This is a genomic window from Bacillus sp. FSL P2-0069 (assembly GCF_038593315.1).
GTDB classification, from domain to species: Bacteria; Bacillota; Bacilli; order Bacillales; family Bacillaceae; genus Bacillus; species Bacillus safensis.
Genome location: NZ_CP151984.1, coordinates 3541850 through 3565534, shown reverse-complemented (window position 1 = coordinate 3565534; position 23685 = coordinate 3541850). Strand labels below are relative to the sequence as shown.

Genomic DNA, 23685 nt, shown 5'->3' with positions numbered 1-23685 from the left:
GATTATAAATGAAAATAGAACTTGAATTCGAACAAGAAGTGATAAACTACTATAAGTGGTTAGATCAAAAAATAAATGAACTTAAACAGTTAAGTGTATATAGTATTAATGGATATTACTTTTTAGATAATGGTGGAATTAAGACTTTTCAAAGTTATTGTCAAAATGAACTAATAGAAATTTTTAGCGATCATTTGACTAATTACCATTTTTATATCTTTCTGAGTAAGAAAGTAAGTGATGCACATTCGCGAATAGAGAGATTCCGAAAAGTATGGAAATCTATTGATTCAGACATAAATACTTCAGGTTTTGAAAAGGGGCCAGAATTACTTTTAGATGAACATGAAAAACCGTTTTATGTCAGTATGGCCAAGGTTCCTCAACATGATTTAGATAAAGCATTGCGAATAATGGATCAGTATCAATCTAGTTTCATGATTGCCAGTAGAAGGGATTCTATGCTCTCAGAGGAATCTATAAAAGATTTGTTTTACTCAGGATTGGATAAGAATAGTCATGAAATAGATTATCAAGCGCTTTTTTTGAAGTATGGTTTGAATAGTGAAATTATCTTTAGATGGGGATCTGTTCTAAATGAGGCCGAATTGGCAATGATTTTAAATCAAGATCATACCCAGAAAATACGGGAGCGAATACAAAGCCATTCATAGTATCTTCAAAATGATCCCGTAATATTTTAAACAATCACCATATTCGGGACTGATCCCCGGTTTTGAGAGACTGGGATCAAAACACCGTATGAAACAGCCAGTTGTCGAAACTCTTTCGAGGACTGGTTGTTTCATTTCTATAGAATTCGAATAGTGGTATATGGATTTTATAAAATCGCTGAGTACTGTTTGTCAGAAGGTATTTGCTTTCCTTCAATCGAGAGAACATAAAATCCAAATACATGGAGAATACTATCGAGAGCATGAAATTGAAGCACTTAAAGTGAATGTGTATGAAGTCTTTATTCATTTAAATCACCTTCTTGAGCAAACAAAATTTTCAAGTGGGTATGGGGATTTTATTTTTGGAAGAATATTTCCGTTTTGGATTACGCATCGAGAGAACGGAATATTTTTATGAGCTAAGTATTTGGGGGCTGCGATGAACAGAATTGAGACATCATTTAAGGAGTGGAATGAACCACTCCTTTTTTCTATCGATGGTGTCATACGCTTGATCGATGAATTCCCTTCAAATTTAAGCAATTCACTATCTTTACCTTTCGCATTCGTATAAAATAAGAGCAGTGAAAAATTGAAGAAATGCTTGATACATGAAGGGCGTGTAAGCTGTGAGCTGCATGACATGATGAGATGTATGAACGTGAAGGCTGAAAAGCTGTTCTTCCTCACATATGAGATCTTGTAAGCGTAACCATTATTTGTCACTTCATTGCGATGGTGTTGAGGGGTGTGTCAGGATGAGGAATCCGTATGTGAGAACGGCTTCTAGTCTGTATATTAATTATTTTTTATTAGGTATGGTCAATATTATTTTGGCTTCAAATATGCCATTTTTAATCAAACAGTTAGATACCAATAGTGCGGGAATTAGTTATATGATATCGGCGCTTGGCATTGGCAGGGTGCTCACGTATGGTTTATCAGGCGTACTGTCAGATCGTTTTGGGCGAAAGCCGGTCATTTTGGTTTCTGGTGTGCTGATGGCGGTGTTCCTCATCGGAATCCCATTGTCTCCGAATTATCAAATCGCGTTTGCATTTGCGATTTTGGCAGGCGTCGCGAATTCGGCAATGGATGCAGGAACATATCCTGCGTTAATGGAGGCTTTTCCGCAAAACTCGGGATCTGCGAATGTGATGGTGAAGGCCTTTATCTCCATTGGGGCAACCATTTTGCCACTGGCGATTTTCTTTTTAGCAGAGCATGATTTGTTTTATGGAATTTCATTTTTTGTCCCTGCTCTGATCTATCTTGTGAATGTCTTGATGCTGTGGACCTTGCCATTTCCGAATCATCGTAAGGTGGAGCAAGTCCAGGTAACGGAGTATGACGGACTTCCGCGCTTCTCGACAGAGCCTACATTTTGGAGGGAAGGGATCGCACTCATTTTGATCAGCTTTACGTCAAATGGACTGTATGCACTGCCGCAAATTTGGCTTCCTACGTACGGTGAGGCCATCTTGGGGATGGCATCGGGCAGTGCTGTAAAACTGCTCAGTTACTATAGCATGGGCGGGCTGCTGTCTGTCGTGATGCTCGCGTTTCTTTTGCGCCGTTTTGTCCGTCCGGTCACTGTACTGCTGATCTACCCCATCATTACACTTGTTTCCATTTGTGTGCTCTTGGTCGTGAAATCCCCAGTTATAGGAACCGTCAATGCTTTTGTATTGGGATTTTCAACGGCAGGAGTTTTTCAGCTGACGTTAACTGTGATGGCTGAATTCTTCTGGAAAAACAAAGGGACGATGACAGGGATTATCTCTACAGCGGGCGGCGTGTCGGCTATCGTCATTCCGGTCGTAACAGGTTTAATTCAGAGTCACGCGTCCATTTTACAAATCTTTATGTTCGATGCAGCTGTGGCTGTTGCGGCCATTATCGGCGCACTGTATATCCTGTATCGATACCGTCAAATCATGATACATGATTAAAAAAAAGACGACCTCCGCAGGAAGTCGTCTCAGCGTGTAGAGCTGAAAACAAAGGGCTAAAATGATATCATTTTAGCCCTTTGTCTTTTTTATTTTAGAATCGGTCATTTTCAAAAAGAATTTGTTTTACTTGATCAACTGGCATATCTTCACCAGTAAAGAGTTTGTAAGCAAGTGCACCTTGCCATAGCATCATTCCAAGACCGTTAATGGTTTTGGCGCCAGCTTCCTGTGCTTGCGCAAGAAGCTTTGTTTTTTGCGGGTTGTATACGACATCTGTCACGATCAAATCTTCACGAAGTACATCAAGTGTATCATCGATAATGCTGAGTTGATCCAGTGGTTTCATGCCAAGGCTTGTCCCATTTGCCAGGATCGCACTTTCTGCTACTTCACGGCGGAACGCGTCTTTGTCTTCAAGTGGGAAAATGTTTGCTTTGACACCGAATGATTTCATTTCGTTGTTGATGTAATTTACATTTTCTTCTGCTTGAACAAAGTATTGATCATTACGAGCAAAAATACTAATTTCACGAATGCCGGACTGTGCAAGCTGAATCGCAATCGGAGTCGCAGCACCGCCAGAGCCAACGAGAGTGACCTTCTTACCAGCTAATTCAACACCATGTTCAATCAAGTTTCTTACATATCCAAGACCATCTGTGTTGTAGCCGATGAGCTTACCATCCTTGTTCACTACAGTGTTACTTGCACGTGTATATCTTGCAGAATCATCTAGTTCGTCTAAGTAATCCAATACTTTCATTTTGTTCGGCATAGAGACGTTAAATCCAGCTGCACCCATTGCTTTCATACCATTTACGGCTGCTTCTAGTTCATCATTTCCTACTTCAAATGCAAGGTAAGCATAGTTGATACCTGTTAGTGTATAGCCAAGGTTATGCATACGTGGTGAAAGGCTGTGCCCGATTGGTGTAGCAAGAAGACCAACTAATTTTGTTTTCCCATCAATATTACGTTCATGTATGTTTGTCATGATTGACATCTCCTTTAATTATCTAAATAATTTTTTCATGCGTCCAAGAACAAAGAGCGCTAGTAATATGCTAATAACTGCGATGATCATATCGAAAAATAACGTCATTTTAATATCGTACGTGCTGACCAATCCACTTGTAATGAGCGGCACGAGTATAAATGCTGAGCTTGCCGCAATGTTGACATAGGATGAAGCCGTTGCTTTGTTTGTCGGGAACAATTTCATCATAATACTCATCGCCAGCTGGAAGATTCCCGCTGTAAATAGTCCTAAGAAGAAGGTGCTGACAATGACAATGCTGTAAGTTTCAACTTGGAATAGTGCAAGCATTGCAAGGAACGCCCCAATTGGATAAATGATCGCCACCATAATCGGTGAAATGAATTTATCTAAGACGATCGAAAGCAATAGAACAGATACCAGTGCACCAATACTAAAATAAGATAGAAGCTGTGTAGCTTGTTCTGTGCCAAGTCCGATTAATTTTAACCCGAGCTGCGGAAGCCATGTCTGCCATACGACAAACAATGCAGTCGATGTGAATCCCATCAGTACAACAGCTAAACCTTCGCCAAGCATTTTTGGTTCTTCTTTCAGCTGGTCCTGTACTGGAAGAGAGTCTTGTGAAGAAACTTGCTTATGGTTCGGGAATGGCATAAAGATTAAGTAAATCCCTACAAGTAAATAAAGAAGCCCTAGTCCAAAGAACGCCCAGCCCCAGAAGATGTCATGTGCCACTAGGAACGCCAAGATAAATGGAAGAACAGTCGCCCCAATGGATACAGACGCTTTTACTAAAACAGAAGCCGAACTTGCTTTTTTCGGAAATGACTCTGACAAAGCAGGATAGGTTCCTGAATCAAGCAGTGAGTTGGCAATACCTGCTGATATCGCAAAGATAAATGCCAGTGTATAACTTGTTGTCGTTGGAATACCGATTAAGAATAATAAGTAAAGAAAATTTCCTGTAATAATGACAGGCTTACGTCCCCAGCTGTCGGCTAACCGGCCTGAGAAAAAGAGCGCAATGAGTTTACCAATTCCGATCGCCGATACAAGCAAGCTGATTTTCGGAATATCCACATGGTAGCGTTCAGATAAGCTGTCCATGTTGGAAGCTACAATAATATTGATCATGCCAAGCATGAAGTAGTTTAAATACATGCCAAGTGACGATTTTATATAAGGATTTTTCATGTTCCCACTCCTATATTTGAAACCCCATTTAAGGTCAAATTCTTTGTATACCCTTTGTTATTGTTTCCTTCAAAATAAATAATATGAAGCCCATCACAACACCCCTTATGTGATTGATGAAAAAATAATGAATATTCATCTGTTCTTCAATTAAGTACATCGTTCTACTAAAAATGAAAAAATAATAAAAGCCTTGATTAGGAAGTGAAACTTCATGATTTGATCAGAATCATAAAAAACCACTTTTAACTGTTTTTTGATAGAAATGATGATATGACGAAATAGGTATAACGATATACTAAAAGAAGCAACGAGATAAATATACTCCTGCATTTTAAATGTGTCAAGTTTATGACTTTGTGATTTAAAAAAAGAAAAATGAAACAAAGAAATAGTTGACTTGATCAATAAAAAAAGAGAATTGCTGCACACAATTCTCTTTTTCATCATGATGGAGAGGTTTCTCTAATATGAAGTTGAGGCTTTAAAATCAATCGCTGCAGCTCTTCATCCTGTTCGTTCATTTTATGATATAAAAGGTTCGCTGCTTTTACCCCGATGGATCGTGGGAAGGAGGAAACAGTGGTGAGCGGCGGATGATACATTTCTGCTTCAGGAACATTATCGAATCCAACGACATCGATATCTTCACCAGGCTTGATGCCCCGTGCTGACAGGGCTTGAATGACCCCAAAAGCGAATAAGTCACTAAAACAAAAAATAGCAGTAGGGGGCTCAGGCTGATCCATCACTTGGGCAAGTGCTTCTTTCCCGCCTTCACGAGTAGGTTCTATATCAATAATAAGAGAATCATCAATCGTCACATTTTCTTCGTCATGAGCTCTTTTGAAACCTTTCATCCGCTCAATCCAAGTCGAAGAAGTCTTGATGCCGCCTAAAAAAGCGATGCGGCGATGCCCTTTTTGAAGAAGATGATGAACCGCCATCCAAGTACCTTGTTCATAATCAACACCGACATAGTCACATTGCACATCTGATAATTCACGATTTGCCAGTACTTTTGGGGTGCGAATTTGATTTAATTGTTTGACCGTTCGAGCAGAGCTTTTCGAAGCTGGGTTTAAAATAATCCCGCCCACTCGGTGCTCTACCATGGTGGAAATGAGCCGCTCCTGTTTATCGACACTGTCAAAGGTCGTACCAAGTAAAACAGTATAGCCCAGTGACTCAAGCGTGGTTTGTACGCCAATTAAAAACTCCGAAATAAAGGTGTTAGAAATATCCGTCACAATCACACCCACGATATTTGAGCTTTTTGACCGCATGTTGGCAGCAACGCGGTCGTATACGTATCCTAATTCCCCCATGGATTGCAGTACTTTGTTTCGAGTGGCTTCAGAGATTCTAGGATTATTTCGAACAACGAGTGATGCCGTTGAAGTCGAGACACCGGCATGCTTGGCGACTTCCTGTAATGTGACACGCTGCTTGTTCATTTTTTTCATTTATCTTCACCAACTTCAATGGATTGCCTAACTTTGTTCATCATCAAGAGGGATTTCTCTATCAGACGAGCCGAACATCTTTTGATTTATTATACATGAATCAGGGGGGATTGATGAAGTGAAGACATATGAGTAACGCCGTAAATCATAAAAGATTACCATTGACAGCTTTCAGATTGAGGCGTAAAATATGAAATTATTCAGAAATAGCAACATTTTAATTAAATAACGAAGGCTATGAATGCTGTGGGTCACACTATAGCAGGAGCAGCTTCTGGAGAGACCGCATGTATGTGCGGCGCCGAAGGGTTCACAATCTCAGGCAAAAGGACAGAAGAGTACGAAATATTGTATTTGTGGTGCATGGATGATGCCGTGTATGACTTTTCTCTATTTTGCTATTCTTTTATGACCGTGAGATTGGAGCGCATCCAATCTCTTTTTTTATGGACTTTTTTAAAGGGTTCATTATTTCAGGATAAGATCGTGTCGTAGGAGGGTGTTAGCATTGGCACAACAAGAATTAAAACGTGATTTATCAAACCGTCATGTGCAATTGATTGCCATTGGCGGAACCATTGGAACAGGACTGTTTTTAGGATCTGGAAAAGCTATTCAATTGGCAGGTCCTTCAATTATTTTTGCTTATTTAATTGTCGGGATGGCCATCTTTTTTGTCATGAGGGCACTCGGAGAATTGCTTTTATCGAAGGCAGGCTATCAGTCATTAACCGATATTGCAGAGGACTATCTCGGCCCGTGGGCTTCCTTTGTGACAGGATGGACCTATTGGTTTTGCTGGATTATGACAGCGATGGCGGATGTCATTGCGGTCGGTGTGTACGTGCAGTATTGGTTTGACATCCCGCAGTGGATTCCTGCCATCATTTGTTTATTGATTTTACTAGGATTGAATCTATTAACGGTGAAGCTTTTCGGAGAAATGGAATTTTGGTTTGCACTCATTAAAGTAATTACGATTCTATTATTGATCGGGGTTGGAATGGTTCTTTTAATCATTGGTTTTCAAACAGATGCCGGACCGGTGACAGTAACGAATTTATGGTCTCATGGCGGGTTATTCCCGAATGGTGTCACAGGTTTCTTATTGTCATTCCAGATGGTGATTTTTGCGTATGTGGGAGTTGAACTGGTCGGTGTGTCCGCAGCAGAAACAGCCAATCCGCAAAAAAACATCCCTTCTGCGATTAATAAGATTCCATTAAGAATTCTATTTTTCTATGTGGGAGCGATTTTTGTCTTACTATGTATCAACCCATGGACTGAACTCAGCGCATCAGAAAGTCCTTTTGTGAAAACCTTTGGACTCATTGGGATACCAGTAGCAGCAGGGCTCATTAATTTTGTTGTGTTGACGTCTGCGGCATCAGCTTGTAATAGCGGCATGTTCTCGACGAGCCGTATTCTGTATAATCTTAGTCATCAAAAGCAGGGTCCAGCTTCCTTCGGACGTCTGAACAAGCATGCTGTCCCAAGCAATGCCCTGTTTGTTTCGACGATTGTGGTATCGGTTGGAGCTCTTTTAAGCAAGCTGATTCCCGAACAAGCCTTTGGTATTGTGACAACGATCAGTGCCATTTGTTTCATTTGGGTATGGAGTATTATTTTAATTAGCCATTTGAAATATAAAAAAACACGGCCTGAATTGCATGAAGCATCTACCTTTAAAGCACCTTTCACACCTTTTGTGAATATATGTGTTTTGGTTCTCTTCGCTGCGATTCTAGTGATCATGCTGTTTGCAGATGCAACACGCCCCGCGCTCTTATTAACGCCGGTCTGGTTTGGTTTCTTACTATTGATTTATGCACGAAAGAAACGCCGCGCGTCATAATGAACGGAAAAAGCACAGCCTTTGCATTAGGCTGTGCTTTTGTTCATTTAACGATTTCTAATCTTTAGCACATAATTTGCATTCAAAATGATCAAAACAACACCAATGACCATGATTGAGAAAAGCTGAGAGTGATTGGCTCCAAGGGAATACACAATCAAAATAAACATGGCGCCGGTCAATAGAACATTCATCATTTGATACGTGTGAAACAGTCCGCCAAGCATCACATGCTTTTCGCCTTCGTCTGAAATAGCGAGCAGCTTTTTACTATAATCTTTGTCAGATGGACTTGGCAGGTTGCGATTAGGGTAGACAAGCTTTAGAACAGATATCGCTATATATGAACTGATAATGGAGACAATAAATAAAGCAGCATTGACGAGAATCAACCAAATGGGCTGCTCGGTGACGATCGCGATACCGATGGCAACAATGGAAAAAATGGTACTTACCGTATTGGCTAAAGTCAAATCAGTAAAGGTCCGATATTGTTTTGCCTCCAGTTCATCCTCTTCATCTCCAGAAACCGAAAGAGATACTCTTTTTTTCATACGTGAAATCCCTGAAAAACAATAAATAATCAATAAAATCGTCAATCCACTGATGACAAGAGTGGCTTCAAATGCAACATCAAGAAGTGTCATTTCAAATTCGGCTGCCAGCAGACAGTAAGCGCCGAGAAAGCCAAGGAGAGCACCTAAGAGCATTTTGTATACAGTTTTCATGAGAGTTCATCCTCCTCGAATAGAAAAATACGTTCAATGGGTTCCTGAAAAATTCGTGAAAGCTTAACAGCGAGCAATAGAGACGGCATTAACTCATCTCGTTCCATTAAGCTGATGGTTTGACGAGAGACCTTTGCACGCTTTGCAAGTTCAGTTTGGTTTAAACCATCTCGCGCACGAAGCTCTTTTAACCGATTTTTCATTCTGTCACCTCAATTTTGGTTGAAATCTTTCCTTGATTGTAAAGCATTATATTCATTTTGACAAGTAAAGTTGTCAAAATGATAAAAATAATTGTCAGAAAGATCATCTTTATTGAAAAGGTGAACCATGATACGCTAAAGGAAAGAGAAACAGAAAACAGGTGATGTCCGTGTTCATTGATCAATTAAAAAATGACTTACATCAATCACAACCGTTGTTCATTGGAGAAGAGACAGCGTTCAAAGCAGCAGTCCTTATCCCTTTGGTGCAAGTAAATGGAGATTGGCATATATTATTTGAGGTCCGATCGTTGACCATGAGAAAACAGCCGGGGGATATTAGCTTTCCTGGGGGCAAGCTTGACGGCAGCGAAACTGCACAGGAAGCTGCACTGCGAGAAACACATGAAGAGCTGGGCATTCCGCCAGAATCGGTCGAGATCCTTGGACAGCTCAGTCCTTATATCGCTTCTCCATCTTTTGTGGTATACCCATATGTCGGTATCATTGATGAGCAAAAAGTGAAACACTCCTTTAATCAAGAAGAAGTAGAGGAGACTTTTACCGTGCCTCTATCATGGCTCAGCCAATATGAGCCATACTTACATCATGTATCCGTTCAGCCAACACCAGGAGAGGACTTCCCTTATGAAAAAATCATGAATGGTGAAAAATACAGCTGGGGAAGCCGTTCGATTGAGGAATGGTTTTATGATTACGAAAACTACACCATATGGGGATTAACAGCCCGCATATTAAAGCATTTTGTGACCGTTACAAAAAGAAATTCCTAGAGAATCGCTCTCTAGGAATTTGTTGTATTCAGACGGTCCTTCGCTGTTTGTTGACCTTTACTTATTGAAATAGGGGATTTTGCTTGGCTCAGTCCGTAGGAAGGCATGTTCACGTAGATGGATTCATACGAGCCGGCTTGAATTTGGTACGTTTCATGATAAATTCCGACGGCGTCATTATTTCGTGTTCTTTGGTTAAATTCTTTCCAAGCAGCCAAATGCTTCTCCATCTTGGCATAGGCAAGGAGGTCATCTGTTGATTTCCAATATTGAATCATCGCTGTCGTGCGTAATCCAAAGTAATTCTCTGTCCCAAGAAAGCCAAGCTCATCTTGATGGGTATACAGCTCCTTGATCATGCCAGGCATCGCCATGAACACAGGCAGCCATTGATGAATGGCCCAGCGTTTGTTGATCCTCATTCCGATGATGAACACAACAATCGAATCAGAATTGTCCGTTGTAAATCTACCCGCACGTATGTCTTTTTTCATTCATTTACCCTTCCTTCTTCATCGAATGGAATGTGTCCACGCACCAATCAATTCCTGCTTGAGCCACTCTTTTTCCATAATCTAAAGTAAACAGCCAATACTTCGCATCCGCTTCATCTGGATAAAGCTCTTGAATGTTTTGTTCAATTGAAACATAAGTTTCATAACGAATACGAAGCTGCCGCTCATAATCCTGTAAAAGCACTAGTTTCTTCTCAAACGAAAGATATTGACCAAAGAATAACTTTAATAACACCTCATTACGCTCTGTTGGTAACTGATCGAGCGGCTGCGCCAGCCACTCTCTTAACGTATTCAGTCCTTTTTCAGTCAAATGATATTCCCGCTTGTCTGAGCGGCCAGAAGCAGCAGCAGGAGAAACTTCCGCAAGGCCTTCCTCGACTATTAACTTTAAAGCTGGATAAATTTGTCCATAACTGATTTTCCAAAAATGATGCAGGCTTCTATCAATTAATTGCTTCACTTCATACCCTGACTTACAATCAGTCGTTAAAATACCTAAAATCGCATACGTCGTATCATTGTATTTTTTCATATCAGCACACCTATCTAAATGATATATCTTTTAGATATATAATAAATGATGTGAAGTGGCAGATACAAGGGGTTGTTGAAAAATAAATTCGATAAAGGGAGTGGATATTTACCTGATTTTGCTAATCAGAGGGGTGAATCACTCATATATATGGATGATCTTTCATCAGATTATATATTGGAGGGGTACGTATGAGTAAATCGAAAATCTGGTTTGTGGCTGTCCTGACGGTATTAGTCCTTGGTGCAGTCAGCTGGTCAGCCTATCAAGCAATCGGAAAAAAGAGTGCATTGAATCAATCCTACGCCTTTGCGCAGAAAACAAAAGAGGGCGTGAATTGGTTTAAGGTAACGGAGAGAAAAGGGAAAGTAACCGGTCACTTGAATGAAACCATTTTAGAAGAAAGTCCGGAAATGCATTTTGATCCGAATTTATTTAAACATAAATATCAATTAACTGGAAAAGCAATTGAAAACGGTTATGAATTTGAAGTGAAGCGAGGAAAAGATTCGGTGATGTATGAAGTACATGTTGCTGGAAAAGATCTCTCTGTGAAAAAACAAGGTGAAAACAAAAGCATCACATACAAAGCAGTTGATCAAAAAAAATTAAATGCGTATCAAAAAGCCATTCAAGATCGATATGATGAGTTAATTGATGACTCAGAAACTAGATTTTATGATTATTTAAGAGACTACATCAAGAAAGTAACAGGTGCTTATGGTTATCTGTATACTGCGGAGGATGGTACATACCAACTATTTCTACAAGTAAAGCACATGCATATTGAGTCTGAATGGTCAGGGGCCTTTCTAATGAGAACAGTTCCAGGGGATGGTGGTGAACCTTATAAAGAGACGAAACATAAAGCGGGTGGTGTTTCTGATGGAATCATGTTTGATATCAGTACCTATCCTCAAATCGAAGAGCACAAAACTGGTATTATCGTAGGTTCAACGAATCGAGGTGCAAAATCAATAAAACTTCCTCTGAAAATAGCAGGCGGCATCGTAGAATTTAAACCAGTCTCAAAGCAGGAATATCAAAAACAATCTGAAGCATTTAAAAAGCAGGCAGAAGAAAAGAAAAAATAGATGATGATAACCAGATGAATGAATAAATTTATCTGGTTTTTTATAATGAAGATAGTTATTGGTGAAAAAAAGAGAGGAAGGCAAACGCTTCAACTAATTAAGGAAAATGAATTTGGGTCTATAGACCTTAATAATTTTTAGAAAAATAAATGTTGACGCTTTCATATAATCAATATATACTAAAAACAAATCCAATATGAATAAATTAGACATGTGACTGGTCATGCAGGCAGGATCTAAAAACGATGAATTTCTTTTATTTGTCGTTTTAGGTCCTTTTTTTATTGCCAAAATATAGGTCTCATGTATGAGAAAAGGGGGAGAAAAAATGGATTACACACAAGTTGCCAAAGACGTTTTACAGCATATAGGCGGCAAAGAAAACATTGCGCACCTTGAGCACTGTTCAACAAGACTTCGCTTCACGCTAATTGATCAGAAAAAAGCAGATGTACCAGCACTAGAAAAAACACCAGGTGTCATAGCTGTCAGAATGTCAGGACAATGCCAAGTGGTGATTGGGAATGACGTCATTGAAGTGTATCAAAAGGTAACAAGTTTAATAGGCAGCAGCTCATCAAGCCAAGACGTGCCATCCAATCAGCCAAAAGAAAAGAGAAAAGCAGGCACAGTCCTGTTAGATTTCATTGTCGGTGTCTTCCAGCCTCTTGTACCAGCTATCGCAGGCGGAGGAATTTTAAAATCATTTCTTCTCCTTTTCTCTTTATTAGGCTGGATGGATGCAAAGGGACAAACCTATCAAATACTGAACATGGTAGGTGATGCACCACTTTACTTTATGCCTTTATTAGTTGCTGTAACGACGGCGAATAAACTAAAAGTAAATCCACTGGTCGCATTATCAGCAGTCGGTGCGCTCCTTCTGCCGAACATGACAGCAATGCTTACAGAAGGTGCGCAATTACTGTCATTCGATGTAAAAAATATAGCTTATGCGTATCAAGTGTTTCCGGCAATCCTTTCTGTATTGCTTTACGCGCAAATGGAAAAATTCTTTACGCGGTTTTCACCAAAACCAATTCGGATTTTCTTCGTTCCGATGATGTCATTGGTCATTACTGTACCAGTTACGTTACTTCTGTTAGGACCGATTGGTTTTACAGCGGGGCAAGGCTTTTCATCTATTATTCTTGCGATGTTTAATACGGTAGGCTGGGTAGCTGTCGCAATTTTAGCAGCGGTCCTCCCATTCATGGTTGCTTCAGGCATGCACAAAGCAATGGTCCCTTATGCAGTCACAACGATGGGAACCCTTGGGAAAGAAGCGCTTTATTTACCGGCATCACTTGCGCATAATATTGCGGAAAGTGGAGCGTGTTTTGCTGTGGCACTTCGAACAAAAGACAAGGTACTCAGATCAACAGCCATTTCGGCAGGGATTTCAGCCTTTTTTGGTATCACAGAGCCGGCGTTATACGGTGTAACACTTCAAAATAAGCGAGTCCTTGGAAGTGTTATGATTGGTTCGTTTGTTGGCGGAATTTTCATTGGTTTAGTTGGTATACAAGCCTTTGTGCTTGTTGGCCCAGGATTAGCAAGCATGTCGATGTTTATATCAGATGAACTTCCGCGAAATCTGATGTTTGCTATCATTGGAGCAGTCATTTCATTTATTGTCGCATTTATCGCTGCTTTTGTATTAGGTAAAGATCGAACAGTAGAAGAAAAGACAAAGGACCAAGCTGCATTTGCTGAACAAATTGGAGCAGGAGAAACTTTCAAAAGCCCTGTGATTGGTCAAATGATCTCTCTATCTGAAGTAAAAGATGATATTTTTTCTTCAAGGGTCATGGGGGACGGAATTGCCATTGTACCTTCAAAAGGAGCACTTTATGCACCAGTAGATGGTGAGGTGACCTTGCTGTTCGAAACAAACCATGCGCTTGGTATGAAAACGGACCAAGGGGTTGAAGTATTATTCCACATCGGCATTGACACTGTTCAGTTGGAAGGACAGTATTTCCATCCAAAAGTGCAGGCAGGAGATCGTGTTCAAGCAGGAGATTTATTGATTGAATTTGATTTAGAAAAAATTATGGAAGCAGGATATGATCCAGTAACACTTGCTGTAATCACAAATACAGATCAATATGATATTAAGGTACAGCCATTACAAGAGGTCAATCGTCAAGATACATTGATGGTTGTTACACAATTAGGAGGCTAATCATATGACAAAAATCAAAGGTTTTCCAAAAGGATTTTTATGGGGCGGCGCCATTGCGGCTAACCAGGCAGAAGGCGCCTGGAATATAGATGGAAAGGGACCGTCTGTTGCAGATATTGCAATGTACCGTTCCAACTTGAGTGTAGAAGATTATGAAGGTCATCTTGCTGTTACCACTGAAAATATAGATCGTGCAATGAAAGATCCAGACGATAAAAAATATCCAAAACGCAGAGGTATCGATTTCTATCATCACTATAAAGAGGATTTGGCTCTCTTTGCAGAAATGGGATTTCAAACACTTCGGATTTCTATTGCATGGAGTCGTATCTTCCCTACTGGAGAAGAAGCGGAACCGAATGAAAAAGGGCTTCAATTTTATGATCGTGTCTTTGCAGAAATGAAAAAACACAACATAGAACCGATCGTGACTCTCTCTCATTATGAAATGCCTTTAGCGCTTAGTGTGAAATATAATGGCTGGGTTGAAAGAAAAGTCGTTGATCTCTTTGTGAAGTTCGCCAATGTATGTTTTGAACGATATAAACATGATGTGAAATATTGGCTCACCTTTAATGAAATTGATAGTATTCACCGCCACTCTTTCATTACAGCAGGAATTATTCCTGATCGCTGCCCAGAAGGAAAAGTGGAAGAAACGGTGTACCAAGCACTTCATCATCAATTTGTCGCATCTGCTATCGTAACAGCAGATTGCCATCGCATCATCCCAGGCAGCCAGGTAGGATGTATGCTGACAAAATTGACAACGTATCCGCATACGTGCCACCCGAATGATGTGGAACAAGCTTTGAAACAAAACTTAGAAAACTATTTCTATGCAGATGTTCAGGTATTTGGCGAGTATCCGCCACTGATCAAGCGCATGCTGGAGAGAAAAGATATTCATATTCAAATGGAAGCAGATGATCTTACCATTTTAAAAGAAAACACAGTAGATTTTATCTCATTCAGCTACTATATGTCTTTAACGGAGTCAGCCCAAGAAGGTTTAGAAGAGACAGAAGGGAACACAATTCGAGGAGTCAAAAACCCTTACCTTCCTTCAACTGACTGGGGCTGGCAAATTGATCCGGTTGGTCTGAAAATTTCTTTGATCGAATTGTATGATCGCTATCAAAAACCTCTTATCATTGTCGAGAACGGCTTGGGTGCAAAGGATGTAGTTGAAGGTGATGGCTCTATCCATGACGACTATCGTATTAACTATTTTAAAGAGCATTTCCGTCAAATGAGAGAAGCGATTGAAGAAGGCGTCGATCTCTTTGGATATACGAGCTGGGGCTCGATTGATATTATTAGTGCAGGTACATCACAAATGTCAAAACGCTATGGCTTCATTCACGTCGATCAAGATGATGACGGGAACGGGACATTAAAACGATCTCGAAAAGATTCATTTTATTGGTACCAAAAAGTCATTGAGACAAATGGTGAATCGCTTGATTGAACACCACAATCATGAAAACAGGTGATGACGATGTTTAAAATCAAAAAAGTTTTAAACTCGAGTGTGGTCCTGGCTGAAGATCAGAACCAACAGGAGATGGTATTGTTCGGCCGAGGAATTGGCTATGGACAGAAACCAGGTCAAATGATAGAAGAGAAAAAAGCGGACCAAGTCTTTATGTCAGTTGATAACATGAGAGCAAAAGAATTTCTTCAACTGTTAGATTCAATGCCTCAGGAGTTTATCGATTTAACTCAGCACATCGTCCAATATGCAGAAAAACGTTTAAACTCAACTTTAAATTCAGGTGTTTATTTTACCTTAATGGATCATTTGAATTTTGCAGTCGAACGTCATAAAAAGAATATTAATATTACGAATCGCGTGTATTGGGAAATCAAAAACTACTATACGGAAGAATTTGAAGTAGGGAATTACGCACTTGAGTTAGTCAATGACACATTTGGCATACAATTACCAAAAGAAGAAGCTGCTAATATCGCCTTTCACTTAATTAATGCATTAGGTGAAAAATCCGATTCGAAAGATGGTATGAAATATGCCAAGATGATCGGGAGTATTGTCAATCTTGTGCGCTATACATTGAATATGAAAATGGATCAAGAGAATATTCATTACAGCCGGTTCATTACACATGTGAAATTCTTTGTAGAAAGATTTTATGCTGATAAATTATTATCAGATCAAGAAAATGAGTTGTTTGAACAAATTGCACACTTATATCCTCAAGCGATGGATGTTGCTTTTAAGATCAAAGACTATATTAAACAGGTGCATAGTATCGTCATTCCTAATGATGAACTTACTTATCTTGCGGTACATATACACCGCCTCATATCTTATCAGCAACTAAAATAAATGTGGAACCACTTGCCTTGATGAGGCGAGTGGTTCTTTGTATGACCAATATTTTTATAAAGTTCCGATAGGTCGTTCTGTTGTACCAGGATTTTCATCATTTAATGAATTGAAAGCCCCTGTTTGTCCTAAAACAACGATGGTTAAAGCGATAATCAATAAACTCATTTTTTTCATTTGAATTCCCCCAGTCAATGATAGGATGTTTCATGCGATCAGCTTCCTTTAAAAAGAGATAGGCTTGATGAATTGCTCCCAGCTCTTCAAAGTGTTTTGCAGCTAATGCACTTAATTCACAGGCTCCTTCAGCATCCTTTAATTTTTTAAGAATGCTGATTTCATCGAAACAGGCTTGAGCTTTTTGAGCCATATCTTCAGTGAAATATAGATGGTAAAGCAAATTCATTTTTGCTGTATAGATGGGGCACTTCTCTGATTCATGTTTTTGATTCACCAATTCGAAGTAATAGAGAGCTTGTGTCCTTTCATCGATAGAAAGCAGCTCTTTCATTAACATGTACATGGAGTGATGAAAGTAACACGAAGAGAGATAGTCTTCATCACTAAGAGCCTTTTCTAGGGCATCGATACATTTTTTTGATTCGCCAGCTTCGGCGTACAAAATGCTGATATTATGATAAAGCTGTGATGTTAGAAAATGATCGTTGAGACTGTCTGCGATGTGTAATGCTTTTTTGTAGTAGTCTTCTGCTCTTATAAAGTCACCAATGTCCATATAATTAGCAGCGGCGATGACAAAGGCTGCAGCTAGTCTTCTCTCATATCCTTCATGACTTTTGAAAATATCAATAGCATTCTGAATGTAGTGTAGAGAAATCAGGCTTTGACGAAGCAGCATATATAAGTTGGCGATTTTCGTATGGAATTCTGCTACTTCTATTTCATCAGGAATGTGTTGTAGTTTTTTCTCGGCAATTTTAAACAGTCCAATGGCAGATGCATAGTCTCTTTTATATGACGCGTAAAGGGCTTTGTATAGGTAAAAATAGTATTCAATTAAGTCGTTTGTTTTAGAGGGGCAATCTGGTTCTGTCTGTTCCTTCAGTTTTGTACCTCTTCGTTCATATAACATGAGCTTATACTTGCCTTCTAGCAATGAGTAATAGGTCAAGACCTCCTGATTCTCTTCCATTTTTTGAAGTAATTCTTTTAATTCTGTATACATTGCTTTTGCACTGTGTACATCATGCTTGCGAATTGCAATTCTCCAATCATTTAAACGATTCCCCACCTGTTCAGCAGAAATGATAGCCATGGAAATTTCACCTCTTTAAGATCCTTTCACCTGTTTCATAAAAAACGATATCACAATTTTTGGAAAAATATAATCGTTTCTGTGAAGTGATTGACAAGAGGTAATAAAAGGGACCTAAGGTCATGTGATGTACGATATTGTAAGGGTGATTGCTTGTTAGCACAAATGAATAAAATCTCTTTTTGGAAGTCTAAAAAAGGAATATATAATATGGATTTTATGATAATGAACGAAAATATTACTCGTATATTTGGAATAAAGAAGTTTTAGCTATTTCAGAGGGAAAATGGAAGGTCGATCTAGGAAAGAAAATCAGGTATGATGTTGCTAGATCATGAGATAAGAAACTGATAGATGCAGCCAAAAGTAAGTATTAAACACAAATTTAGACCTTTAGAAAGGATGTTGAAATGAAAAAAAGATTTCCAAGTTTAAATAGACAAATCACAGTCATTATCGCGACTCTGTTACTTGTTTTAGTGACGATTTATATGTCAAAGAGATACTTTTATAGCAAAGAAATTGAGCTGCTGACAGAATCTTGTCAACAAGCTGGCGGCAAAATCATCTTAGAAACAAATAGTTTTTCTATGGATTACTCGTTTGAGTGCCAAAAAAAATAGAACAGGCAGTTTCCTGCCTGTTTGTTCTCAAATTAAAAACCTAAATCTTGCAGCCATTGATTTAATCTCATTTCTCGGTTCTCGGCAGTTGAGTGATCATATCTTCCTAGTTGTAAACTGGCTACAATTTCCCCGTCATTCATAAACATAATTCTTTCAGAACGAAGAGCCACCTTGGGGTCATGTGTGACAAGCAGCAGTGTTGCTCCTTCAGCGTGGATCATTGAAAAAATATTCATCACTTCTTTTGTTGTACTGGAATTAAGAGCACCTGTTGGTTCATCAGCGAAAAGTATGTCTGGTTCATTCATGAGCGCTCGGCAGATAGCGGCTCTTTGAAGCTGTCCTCCCGATACTTCTGTCAAATATCTATTTGCCAAATGATCAATATCAAGTTTTTCCATTAAATATTGAGCTCGTTCATTCAATTCTTGTCTTGGCTTTTTCTTTGCTAAATAAGCCGCAGCTAGGATGTTGTCAAATAAATTAAGATTTTTTAATAAGTGGCTGTGCTGAAAGACAAACCCCATCTCTGTTAAGCGCAGAGTAGTTAACTGTTTGTCTGTCATTTCTGATAGTGATCGGCCTTTATATTCGATCTCTCCTGTTGAAGCTGTTTCTATGCCGCTAAGCTGATAAAGTAATGATGTCTTCCCGCATCCAGAAGGTCCCATAATGGTCATGAATTCCCCATGCTTTATCGATACATGAATATCCTTAAGAATGGTTTGTTTTTGTCCTTTTAATGAATTGATATGCAAAGACAATCGCTTCGTTTCAATCAAGTATTCCATGTGAAACATCTCCTTATAAAAGTGTTTGCCTTGTCGTTTGACTAGAAAAAAACGTCTTCAATAACCAGGTGGTCAAAGCTAAATTGACAATAAATAGTGTAACGGGGTACACAACTGACACCCATTGTGGTGACAGCCACTGGAGGCTCGACGCCCCTAATGTTGCTCCTCCTATACTCATCAAAGCAGGACCAATGGTATTGACCGCGATTGTTCCAATAAAGGCGCCAAAAGAGAGAACAGCGATAAAACTCGTTATATATTGTACTGTTATATCTGTTATAGAAAATCCAATTGTTCTTAGCATGTGGTTTCGGCTTGAATCTTTCGCCTTTAACATGTGCAGAAACATGAATAGCATTAAGCTGGCGGTTCCAAAGGCAGCTAATGCAGAAAAAAATGCAATAACTTTTACAATAGCTGCTGTGCTGCCGATCGTTTGATGAACGTATTCTTTCATATCTGTCACTTTTGCAGGAGATACCTTCTTTTCAAATACTTTCTTTTTCTCTGCGATATTTACTCCTGGTTTTAGTTGGATTTGAACGGTTTGCCAAAGAGCTGTTTGAGGAAATGGCTGTGATATTGCTTTTGCTGTTTTGCCTCCATTGGTCACGTCCTGATAAATACCTGTTACCGTTCTTTGGATTTCATGCCCATTAGTTACGAGAGTGATTCTTTCTCCTATCTTTTTCTGAAGTGAATCTGCATTTAATACGGATAAGGCAATTTCTTCATTCTTTAAAGGCTGTCGTCCTTGTAAATAGTTGAGGGGAAATGCTGAGAGCTCACCTGTTTCTAAGTAGAGCGTTTCTAATGTGTTCTCCTTTGATTTCACCTGAAGAGAAGTAGTTTTATAGATGGCTGCTGTTTGTATGCTCTGATCTTCACGAATCATTGATTCTATTTCGTTTGTATTTTTCGCTAGATGATTCCCTTGGCGTATATCCATTCGAAGGTCACTTTTACCAGAGCCAAGGTATGTGATGAAATCCGGTGATTGTAAGGTATGCCATAGCTGAATAGGCATGAGCATTAAAAATGGACAGAGTGCAATAATACAAGAAATCGTTGTGTACAGCTTCTTTCGTGATATCAGATCTTTTAAACCCAGCCAAATATTGATTGGTATGAACCTGCTTTTCTTGAGGTGCATAGGTATTTTTTTCTTATGATTCGGTGAATTGATAACGCCTTGAAGTGCTTGAGCAGCTGATATTTGACCAAACTTTCTTAGGACAGCATAGCTGCAAGAGATGACGATCATTGCCGTCGCAATAGAAACAAAAAGCGGGATTAACCAATGAGCAAAAGAAGGCTGATTCCCCATGTAACGGTGGATATTGGTTGTAAACATATCACCAAATATAAGCGTTAACACATATCCTGCTATACACCCTGCACAAGCAAGCACGGCATACTTTCCAACGTATAATTGCTTGATTTTTGTTAAAGGGATCCCAAGCACCTTCAGTATGCCAATTTCACGTTCATCCTCTTCTATTGAAGCCGTCATAGCAAGATGGAGTGAGAGAAGGGCTATACTGATGAGCAGCAGGCAAACAAGCAGGAGAATGGCAATGACCATTCCATCTGTCAATGCATTCAGCATACGCAGTAAAGGTAGTGTGACAGATGGACCTTGTTGTGGCAGTTGTGATGATTGATAGATGGCTTGAAAGGTATCTGTCTGAGCGACATCATGTAGTAAAAATTCGATTAAGTACTCTTTGTGATGAAACACTTGATTTATTGCATCCCAATCCTCGTTATGAAGAAGAAATCTTTTTGAACTGACAAGACTGGGGTTCATTTGTGCATCTCGCAAGAACGCTTTGATGCGAAAGGTGAATTGATTAGCTCCTTTCTCAATCAGTAACGTTTCACCTATGTTGAGCTGATACTTTTGTTGAAAATAAATTGGGACAGCCACTTCTCCTTTATTGACAGTGAGCTTTTCGTTTTGTTCATTTAAAAGAAAATCAAAGTTGCGATTTTGCTTCACAAATAAATGATCCATCACACCTGCTTTGGCAGGCTCATGTCCGAACCTGATGTTTGCATGTTCAATTGGTATCATTGGGACGATTTGATGGGCTTTTACCATGGACTGCTTGCTTGAAAATGCTTCAATGTCTTTTTCATTTATGCCGCCGTCATGCATTTGGACAAAGTCTGGCGCTTTGGCAGAATGGAGCATGTTAGAAATGGAACCATTCAGCTGTACGATCATTTGAGCTGCACTTGTTGCGAGAAATGAAGTCATCATGATGCAAATGGTTAAGCCGATTGAAATAAGACGGTGACGGGTTAAGTCTTTCTTTATAAACGCTAATCTCATGAGGCTGATTCTCCTTCATGCTGAAGCATATTTTTTGTTAAGCAGGCTAGTGCAAACATGAAAGTACTGACGATGAGCACCGTCACATACATGGTGGCTGAAAACGTATTGAACAAGAATCCATACATCATTTGGCCAAGCGGAGCAGCACATTGAGAAACCATTGTCAGATTGGCCATCACTTTTCCCAACTGATGATTTGGTGTTTTCTTTTGAACATGTGAAATCACAACGATTGAGATCATAGTCAGCAGCATAGCAATTGGAAGGCATCCTGCTAAAAAGAGAAAATAAGCTGGATAAGTGCCAAATTGAAGAGCTGTTTTGGATGTTGAGAACGCCACAGGCAGCAAGATGACTGCGATGACAAGAAGCCAGCGATATAAAGTAGGAATGCGCCATCGCTTCGCTACAAGTCCAACTAGCAGAGCCCCTGCGATGACAGCGAACTCAATCAAGCCCATGCCTATTCCATACATGATGTCACTGCTCTTCATTGTGACCCTTAAAATGATTGGTCCCCCAACAATAAAAAATGGTGTAAGGATGAAATTTAACATTGCGGCAAGCAGCATGGCCCTTTTTAAAAATGGCCGTCTGCCAATATAAGGAAATCCTTGTTTCATATCTTTTATGAGCACTTTGCCCATAGACTCTGTCAGCGGACTAGGGGAGAAGGAAATGTTTAACCTTAAAAGCATGCAGGCTGATAGAAAAAATACGATGGCACTTGCACCGATGATGGATTGGCTTCCAATCATTCCGTATAGAACTCCTCCGATAATAGGTGCGAGAACACCTGAAAGTGCCTGAACGCCATTGACAATGCCGTTTGCTTGTTCTAATTGCTCTTGTTTCACTAGCTGTGGAATGCTGGACATGACAGCGGGAGCATAGAACGTACTCATCACGCCAAGCAGTATCATGACAGCTCCGATCATATAGAGTGAATCATTTCCCGAAAATAACCAAAAATAAAAGGCAAGAATCATCATGCCGGTGAGGACATCAAATAAAATCATTAAGTTCCTTCTGTTAAACCGGTCAGCGATTGCACCAGCTAACGGGGAGAGAAGGAGCGGGATATTGGATAAAGCGAAAAGTAAGGCATATAAATCAACTCGGTGCGTCATATCCAGTACGTGTAAAGATAGAACAAACCGAATGAGAGAAGATCCGAAAACGGAAATAATCTGTCCGAGAACGAGGTAGATAAAGTGGGATGACCCTCTTTTGGATAACAAAGACATGAATATCACACTCCTTTTAGACCGACCGTCAGTCTATAATGTATGCAGGATTGGTATTGAAGTGACCAATCACTGATTATTTTCATCCAGCTCTCCAGATAATCGCTTGAGCAGGAAGGAAAAACTTCCCTTTTTTGCATGCAATGAGGATTCGAGTATTTCGATAAAAGCTAAAGCGCGTTGTAGACTTTCTTCGGCTGTCCATTGAAAAAGGCCTTCATCAAATATGACCTGCGCAGAAGCAAGAAGGAATTCAACCGTCTCTTGCGGATACTTCGTTTTGAATGTCCCTTCCTCTACACCTTGCTGAATAACATCTGCCAACACTGGTGATAGTTCTTTAATGGCTTTGATTAAGCTTTTTTGATGCATTTCTGCATTAGAAGGCTGATGGAACTGATCGATCATGCCCTGTTTATGGCTTCCTTGCTGAGGTGATTGCGCCATGATGATACGAAATAGTTTGTCAACGACTGGAAGGTCTGGGTCAGCTGCAATCCGCTTTGCCACGATGATATCTTCTTTGATGATCCTGTCAATAATGGCATCCATTACTTCTTCTTTGGATGCAAAGTAGTAGTAAAAGGTGCCTTTTGCAATGCCAACGGCTTTTAATATGTCAATAATTGTTGTTTTCTGATAGCCTTTGGTTGAAAAAAGCGCTTCTGCTGCGTTTAATATGTCATTTTTACGTTCCTCAGGATGTTTAACGGTTCTCATAAAGCCATCCTTTCTTTTAACTAGACTGTCGGTCGGTCCTTGAATTGATTAAACACTTTTCAGGGTGTCTTTGTCAATGGCTGGTTTTTAAACACTTTGCATTTATTGTTCAAAGACACTATGATAC

At 39.6% G+C, this 23685-nt stretch carries 20 protein-coding genes and 1 riboswitch; of the genes, 8 read left to right on the top strand and 12 right to left on the bottom strand.

The features are described from left to right. Window positions 1-8 precede the first annotated feature (8 nt). Together NSQ34_RS18240 and NSQ34_RS18235 are read left to right on the top strand one after the other, a co-directional pair. Entirely contained in the window at window positions 9-674 is a 666-nt protein-coding gene (locus NSQ34_RS18240) for a hypothetical protein (protein ID WP_342500988.1), read from the top strand. Between the two features lie 761 nt (window positions 675-1435). Further along, entirely contained in the window at window positions 1436-2629 is a 1194-nt protein-coding gene (locus NSQ34_RS18235) for an MFS transporter (protein WP_342500987.1), read from the top strand. A gap of 94 nt (window positions 2630-2723) precedes the next feature. Here the strand turns inward: NSQ34_RS18235 and NSQ34_RS18230 are convergent, their stop codons facing one another. From NSQ34_RS18230 to NSQ34_RS18220, 3 genes are all read right to left on the bottom strand, one after another. Continuing rightward, window positions 2724-3626 (bottom strand): shikimate dehydrogenase, encoded by a 903-nt coding sequence (locus NSQ34_RS18230; RefSeq protein ID WP_024423990.1) that lies wholly within the window; start codon window positions 3624-3626, stop codon window positions 2724-2726. A gap of 18 nt (window positions 3627-3644) precedes the next feature. Then, a complete protein-coding gene (locus NSQ34_RS18225; RefSeq protein ID WP_061110317.1) occupies window positions 3645-4826 on the bottom strand; it encodes an MFS transporter in 1182 nt (393 codons plus the stop codon). A 446-nt stretch (window positions 4827-5272) separates the two neighbouring features. Further along, entirely contained in the window at window positions 5273-6292 is a 1020-nt protein-coding gene (locus NSQ34_RS18220; protein ID WP_268456234.1) for a LacI family DNA-binding transcriptional regulator, read from the bottom strand. A 264-nt stretch (window positions 6293-6556) separates the two neighbouring features. Continuing rightward, window positions 6557-6636: riboswitch (glycine riboswitch) on the top strand. A gap of 164 nt (window positions 6637-6800) precedes the next feature. On the opposite strand from NSQ34_RS18220, the gene NSQ34_RS18215 reads away from it, so the two are divergent. After that, window positions 6801-8147 carry an amino acid permease gene (locus NSQ34_RS18215; RefSeq protein WP_061110315.1) on the top strand — a complete coding sequence of 449 codons (1347 nt, stop codon included), beginning with the start codon at window positions 6801-6803 and terminating at the stop codon, window positions 8145-8147. Between the two features lie 47 nt (window positions 8148-8194). On the opposite strand, the gene NSQ34_RS18210 is transcribed toward NSQ34_RS18215, so the two are convergent. Further along, window positions 8195-8875, bottom strand: coding sequence for a DUF3169 family protein (locus tag NSQ34_RS18210; RefSeq protein ID WP_041118373.1), 681 nt, complete (start codon window positions 8873-8875; stop codon window positions 8195-8197). Further along, window positions 8872-9078, bottom strand: a complete 207-nt coding sequence (locus NSQ34_RS18205; protein ID WP_003215336.1) for a helix-turn-helix transcriptional regulator — start codon at window positions 9076-9078, stop codon at window positions 8872-8874. The genes NSQ34_RS18210 and NSQ34_RS18205 overlap by 4 nt, the downstream gene beginning before the upstream one ends. A gap of 170 nt (window positions 9079-9248) precedes the next feature. On the opposite strand from NSQ34_RS18205, the gene NSQ34_RS18200 reads away from it, so the two are divergent. Continuing rightward, window positions 9249-9872, top strand: coding sequence for a CoA pyrophosphatase (locus NSQ34_RS18200; protein WP_046312645.1), 624 nt, complete (start codon window positions 9249-9251; stop codon window positions 9870-9872). Between the two features lie 11 nt (window positions 9873-9883). On the opposite strand, the gene NSQ34_RS18195 is transcribed toward NSQ34_RS18200, so the two are convergent. Together NSQ34_RS18195 and NSQ34_RS18190 are read right to left on the bottom strand one after the other, a co-directional pair. After that, the gene (locus NSQ34_RS18195) at window positions 9884-10366 is read right to left on the bottom strand and encodes a DUF4188 domain-containing protein (RefSeq protein ID WP_061110314.1); all 483 of its coding nucleotides are present in this window, start codon (window positions 10364-10366) and stop codon (window positions 9884-9886) included. Window positions 10367-10370: 4 nt separating this feature from the next. Beyond that, complete coding sequence (locus NSQ34_RS18190; protein ID WP_061110313.1) at window positions 10371-10922, bottom strand: PadR family transcriptional regulator; 552 nt, start codon at window positions 10920-10922, stop codon at window positions 10371-10373. A gap of 191 nt (window positions 10923-11113) precedes the next feature. On the opposite strand from NSQ34_RS18190, the gene NSQ34_RS18185 reads away from it, so the two are divergent. The 4 genes from NSQ34_RS18185 to NSQ34_RS18170 all read left to right on the top strand — a co-directional run bounded on the left by NSQ34_RS18185 (window position 11114) and on the right by NSQ34_RS18170 (window position 16554). Continuing rightward, complete coding sequence (locus tag NSQ34_RS18185; RefSeq protein ID WP_120208007.1) at window positions 11114-12016, top strand: hypothetical protein; 903 nt, start codon at window positions 11114-11116, stop codon at window positions 12014-12016. A gap of 328 nt (window positions 12017-12344) precedes the next feature. Next, window positions 12345-14204: a beta-glucoside-specific PTS transporter subunit IIABC gene (locus NSQ34_RS18180; protein WP_268456233.1), complete on the top strand. Its 1860-nt coding sequence runs from the start codon at window positions 12345-12347 to the stop codon at window positions 14202-14204. Between the two features lie 4 nt (window positions 14205-14208). After that, window positions 14209-15675, top strand: coding sequence for a glycoside hydrolase family 1 protein (locus NSQ34_RS18175; RefSeq protein WP_098677053.1), 1467 nt, complete (start codon window positions 14209-14211; stop codon window positions 15673-15675). 30 nt (window positions 15676-15705) lie between these two features. After that, window positions 15706-16554, top strand: a complete 849-nt coding sequence (locus NSQ34_RS18170) for a PRD domain-containing protein (protein WP_098677054.1) — start codon at window positions 15706-15708, stop codon at window positions 16552-16554. 97 nt (window positions 16555-16651) lie between these two features. On the opposite strand, the gene NSQ34_RS18165 is transcribed toward NSQ34_RS18170, so the two are convergent. The 5 genes from NSQ34_RS18165 to NSQ34_RS18145 form a co-directional block, all read right to left on the bottom strand. Then, window positions 16652-17830: a Rap family tetratricopeptide repeat protein gene (locus NSQ34_RS18165; RefSeq protein ID WP_075621418.1), complete on the bottom strand. Its 1179-nt coding sequence runs from the start codon at window positions 17828-17830 to the stop codon at window positions 16652-16654. Between the two features lie 655 nt (window positions 17831-18485). Beyond that, window positions 18486-19247, bottom strand: a complete 762-nt coding sequence (locus tag NSQ34_RS18160) for an ABC transporter ATP-binding protein (protein WP_098677056.1) — start codon at window positions 19245-19247, stop codon at window positions 18486-18488. Between the two features lie 13 nt (window positions 19248-19260). Continuing rightward, a complete protein-coding gene (locus tag NSQ34_RS18155; protein WP_268456231.1) occupies window positions 19261-21588 on the bottom strand; it encodes an ABC transporter permease in 2328 nt (775 codons plus the stop codon). Next, complete coding sequence (locus tag NSQ34_RS18150) at window positions 21585-22838, bottom strand: MFS transporter (protein WP_268456230.1); 1254 nt, start codon at window positions 22836-22838, stop codon at window positions 21585-21587. The genes NSQ34_RS18155 and NSQ34_RS18150 overlap by 4 nt, the downstream gene beginning before the upstream one ends. Before the next feature lie 69 nt (window positions 22839-22907). Beyond that, complete coding sequence (locus NSQ34_RS18145) at window positions 22908-23558, bottom strand: TetR/AcrR family transcriptional regulator (protein ID WP_061110305.1); 651 nt, start codon at window positions 23556-23558, stop codon at window positions 22908-22910. Window positions 23559-23685: the final 127 nt, after the last annotated feature.

Bases quoted from the DNA above. Each gene is read 5' to 3' on its own strand.
- NSQ34_RS18240 (WP_342500988.1), top strand. From the start codon at position 9: ATGAAAATAGAACTTGAATTCGAACAAGAAGTGATAAACTACTATAAG.
- NSQ34_RS18235 (WP_342500987.1), top strand. From the start codon at position 1,436: ATGAGGAATCCGTATGTGAGAACGGCTTCTAGTCTGTATATTAATTAT.
- NSQ34_RS18230 (WP_024423990.1), bottom strand. From the start codon at position 3,626: ATGACAAACATACATGAACGTAATATTGATGGGAAAACAAAATTAGTT.
- NSQ34_RS18225 (WP_061110317.1), bottom strand. From the start codon at position 4,826: ATGAAAAATCCTTATATAAAATCGTCACTTGGCATGTATTTAAACTAC.
- NSQ34_RS18220 (WP_268456234.1), bottom strand. From the start codon at position 6,292: ATGAAAAAAATGAACAAGCAGCGTGTCACATTACAGGAAGTCGCCAAG.
- NSQ34_RS18210 (WP_041118373.1), bottom strand. From the start codon at position 8,875: ATGAAAACTGTATACAAAATGCTCTTAGGTGCTCTCCTTGGCTTTCTC.
- NSQ34_RS18205 (WP_003215336.1), bottom strand. From the start codon at position 9,078: ATGAAAAATCGGTTAAAAGAGCTTCGTGCGCGAGATGGTTTAAACCAA.
- NSQ34_RS18195 (WP_061110314.1), bottom strand. From the start codon at position 10,366: ATGAAAAAAGACATACGTGCGGGTAGATTTACAACGGACAATTCTGAT.
- NSQ34_RS18190 (WP_061110313.1), bottom strand. From the start codon at position 10,922: ATGAAAAAATACAATGATACGACGTATGCGATTTTAGGTATTTTAACG.
- NSQ34_RS18185 (WP_120208007.1), top strand. From the start codon at position 11,114: ATGAGTAAATCGAAAATCTGGTTTGTGGCTGTCCTGACGGTATTAGTC.
- NSQ34_RS18180 (WP_268456233.1), top strand. From the start codon at position 12,345: ATGGATTACACACAAGTTGCCAAAGACGTTTTACAGCATATAGGCGGC.
- NSQ34_RS18175 (WP_098677053.1), top strand. From the start codon at position 14,209: ATGACAAAAATCAAAGGTTTTCCAAAAGGATTTTTATGGGGCGGCGCC.
- NSQ34_RS18170 (WP_098677054.1), top strand. From the start codon at position 15,706: ATGTTTAAAATCAAAAAAGTTTTAAACTCGAGTGTGGTCCTGGCTGAA.
- NSQ34_RS18165 (WP_075621418.1), bottom strand. From the start codon at position 17,830: ATGGCTATCATTTCTGCTGAACAGGTGGGGAATCGTTTAAATGATTGG.
- NSQ34_RS18160 (WP_098677056.1), bottom strand. From the start codon at position 19,247: ATGGAATACTTGATTGAAACGAAGCGATTGTCTTTGCATATCAATTCA.
- NSQ34_RS18155 (WP_268456231.1), bottom strand. From the start codon at position 21,588: ATGAGATTAGCGTTTATAAAGAAAGACTTAACCCGTCACCGTCTTATT.
- NSQ34_RS18150 (WP_268456230.1), bottom strand. From the start codon at position 22,838: ATGTCTTTGTTATCCAAAAGAGGGTCATCCCACTTTATCTACCTCGTT.
- NSQ34_RS18145 (WP_061110305.1), bottom strand. From the start codon at position 23,558: ATGAGAACCGTTAAACATCCTGAGGAACGTAAAAATGACATATTAAAC.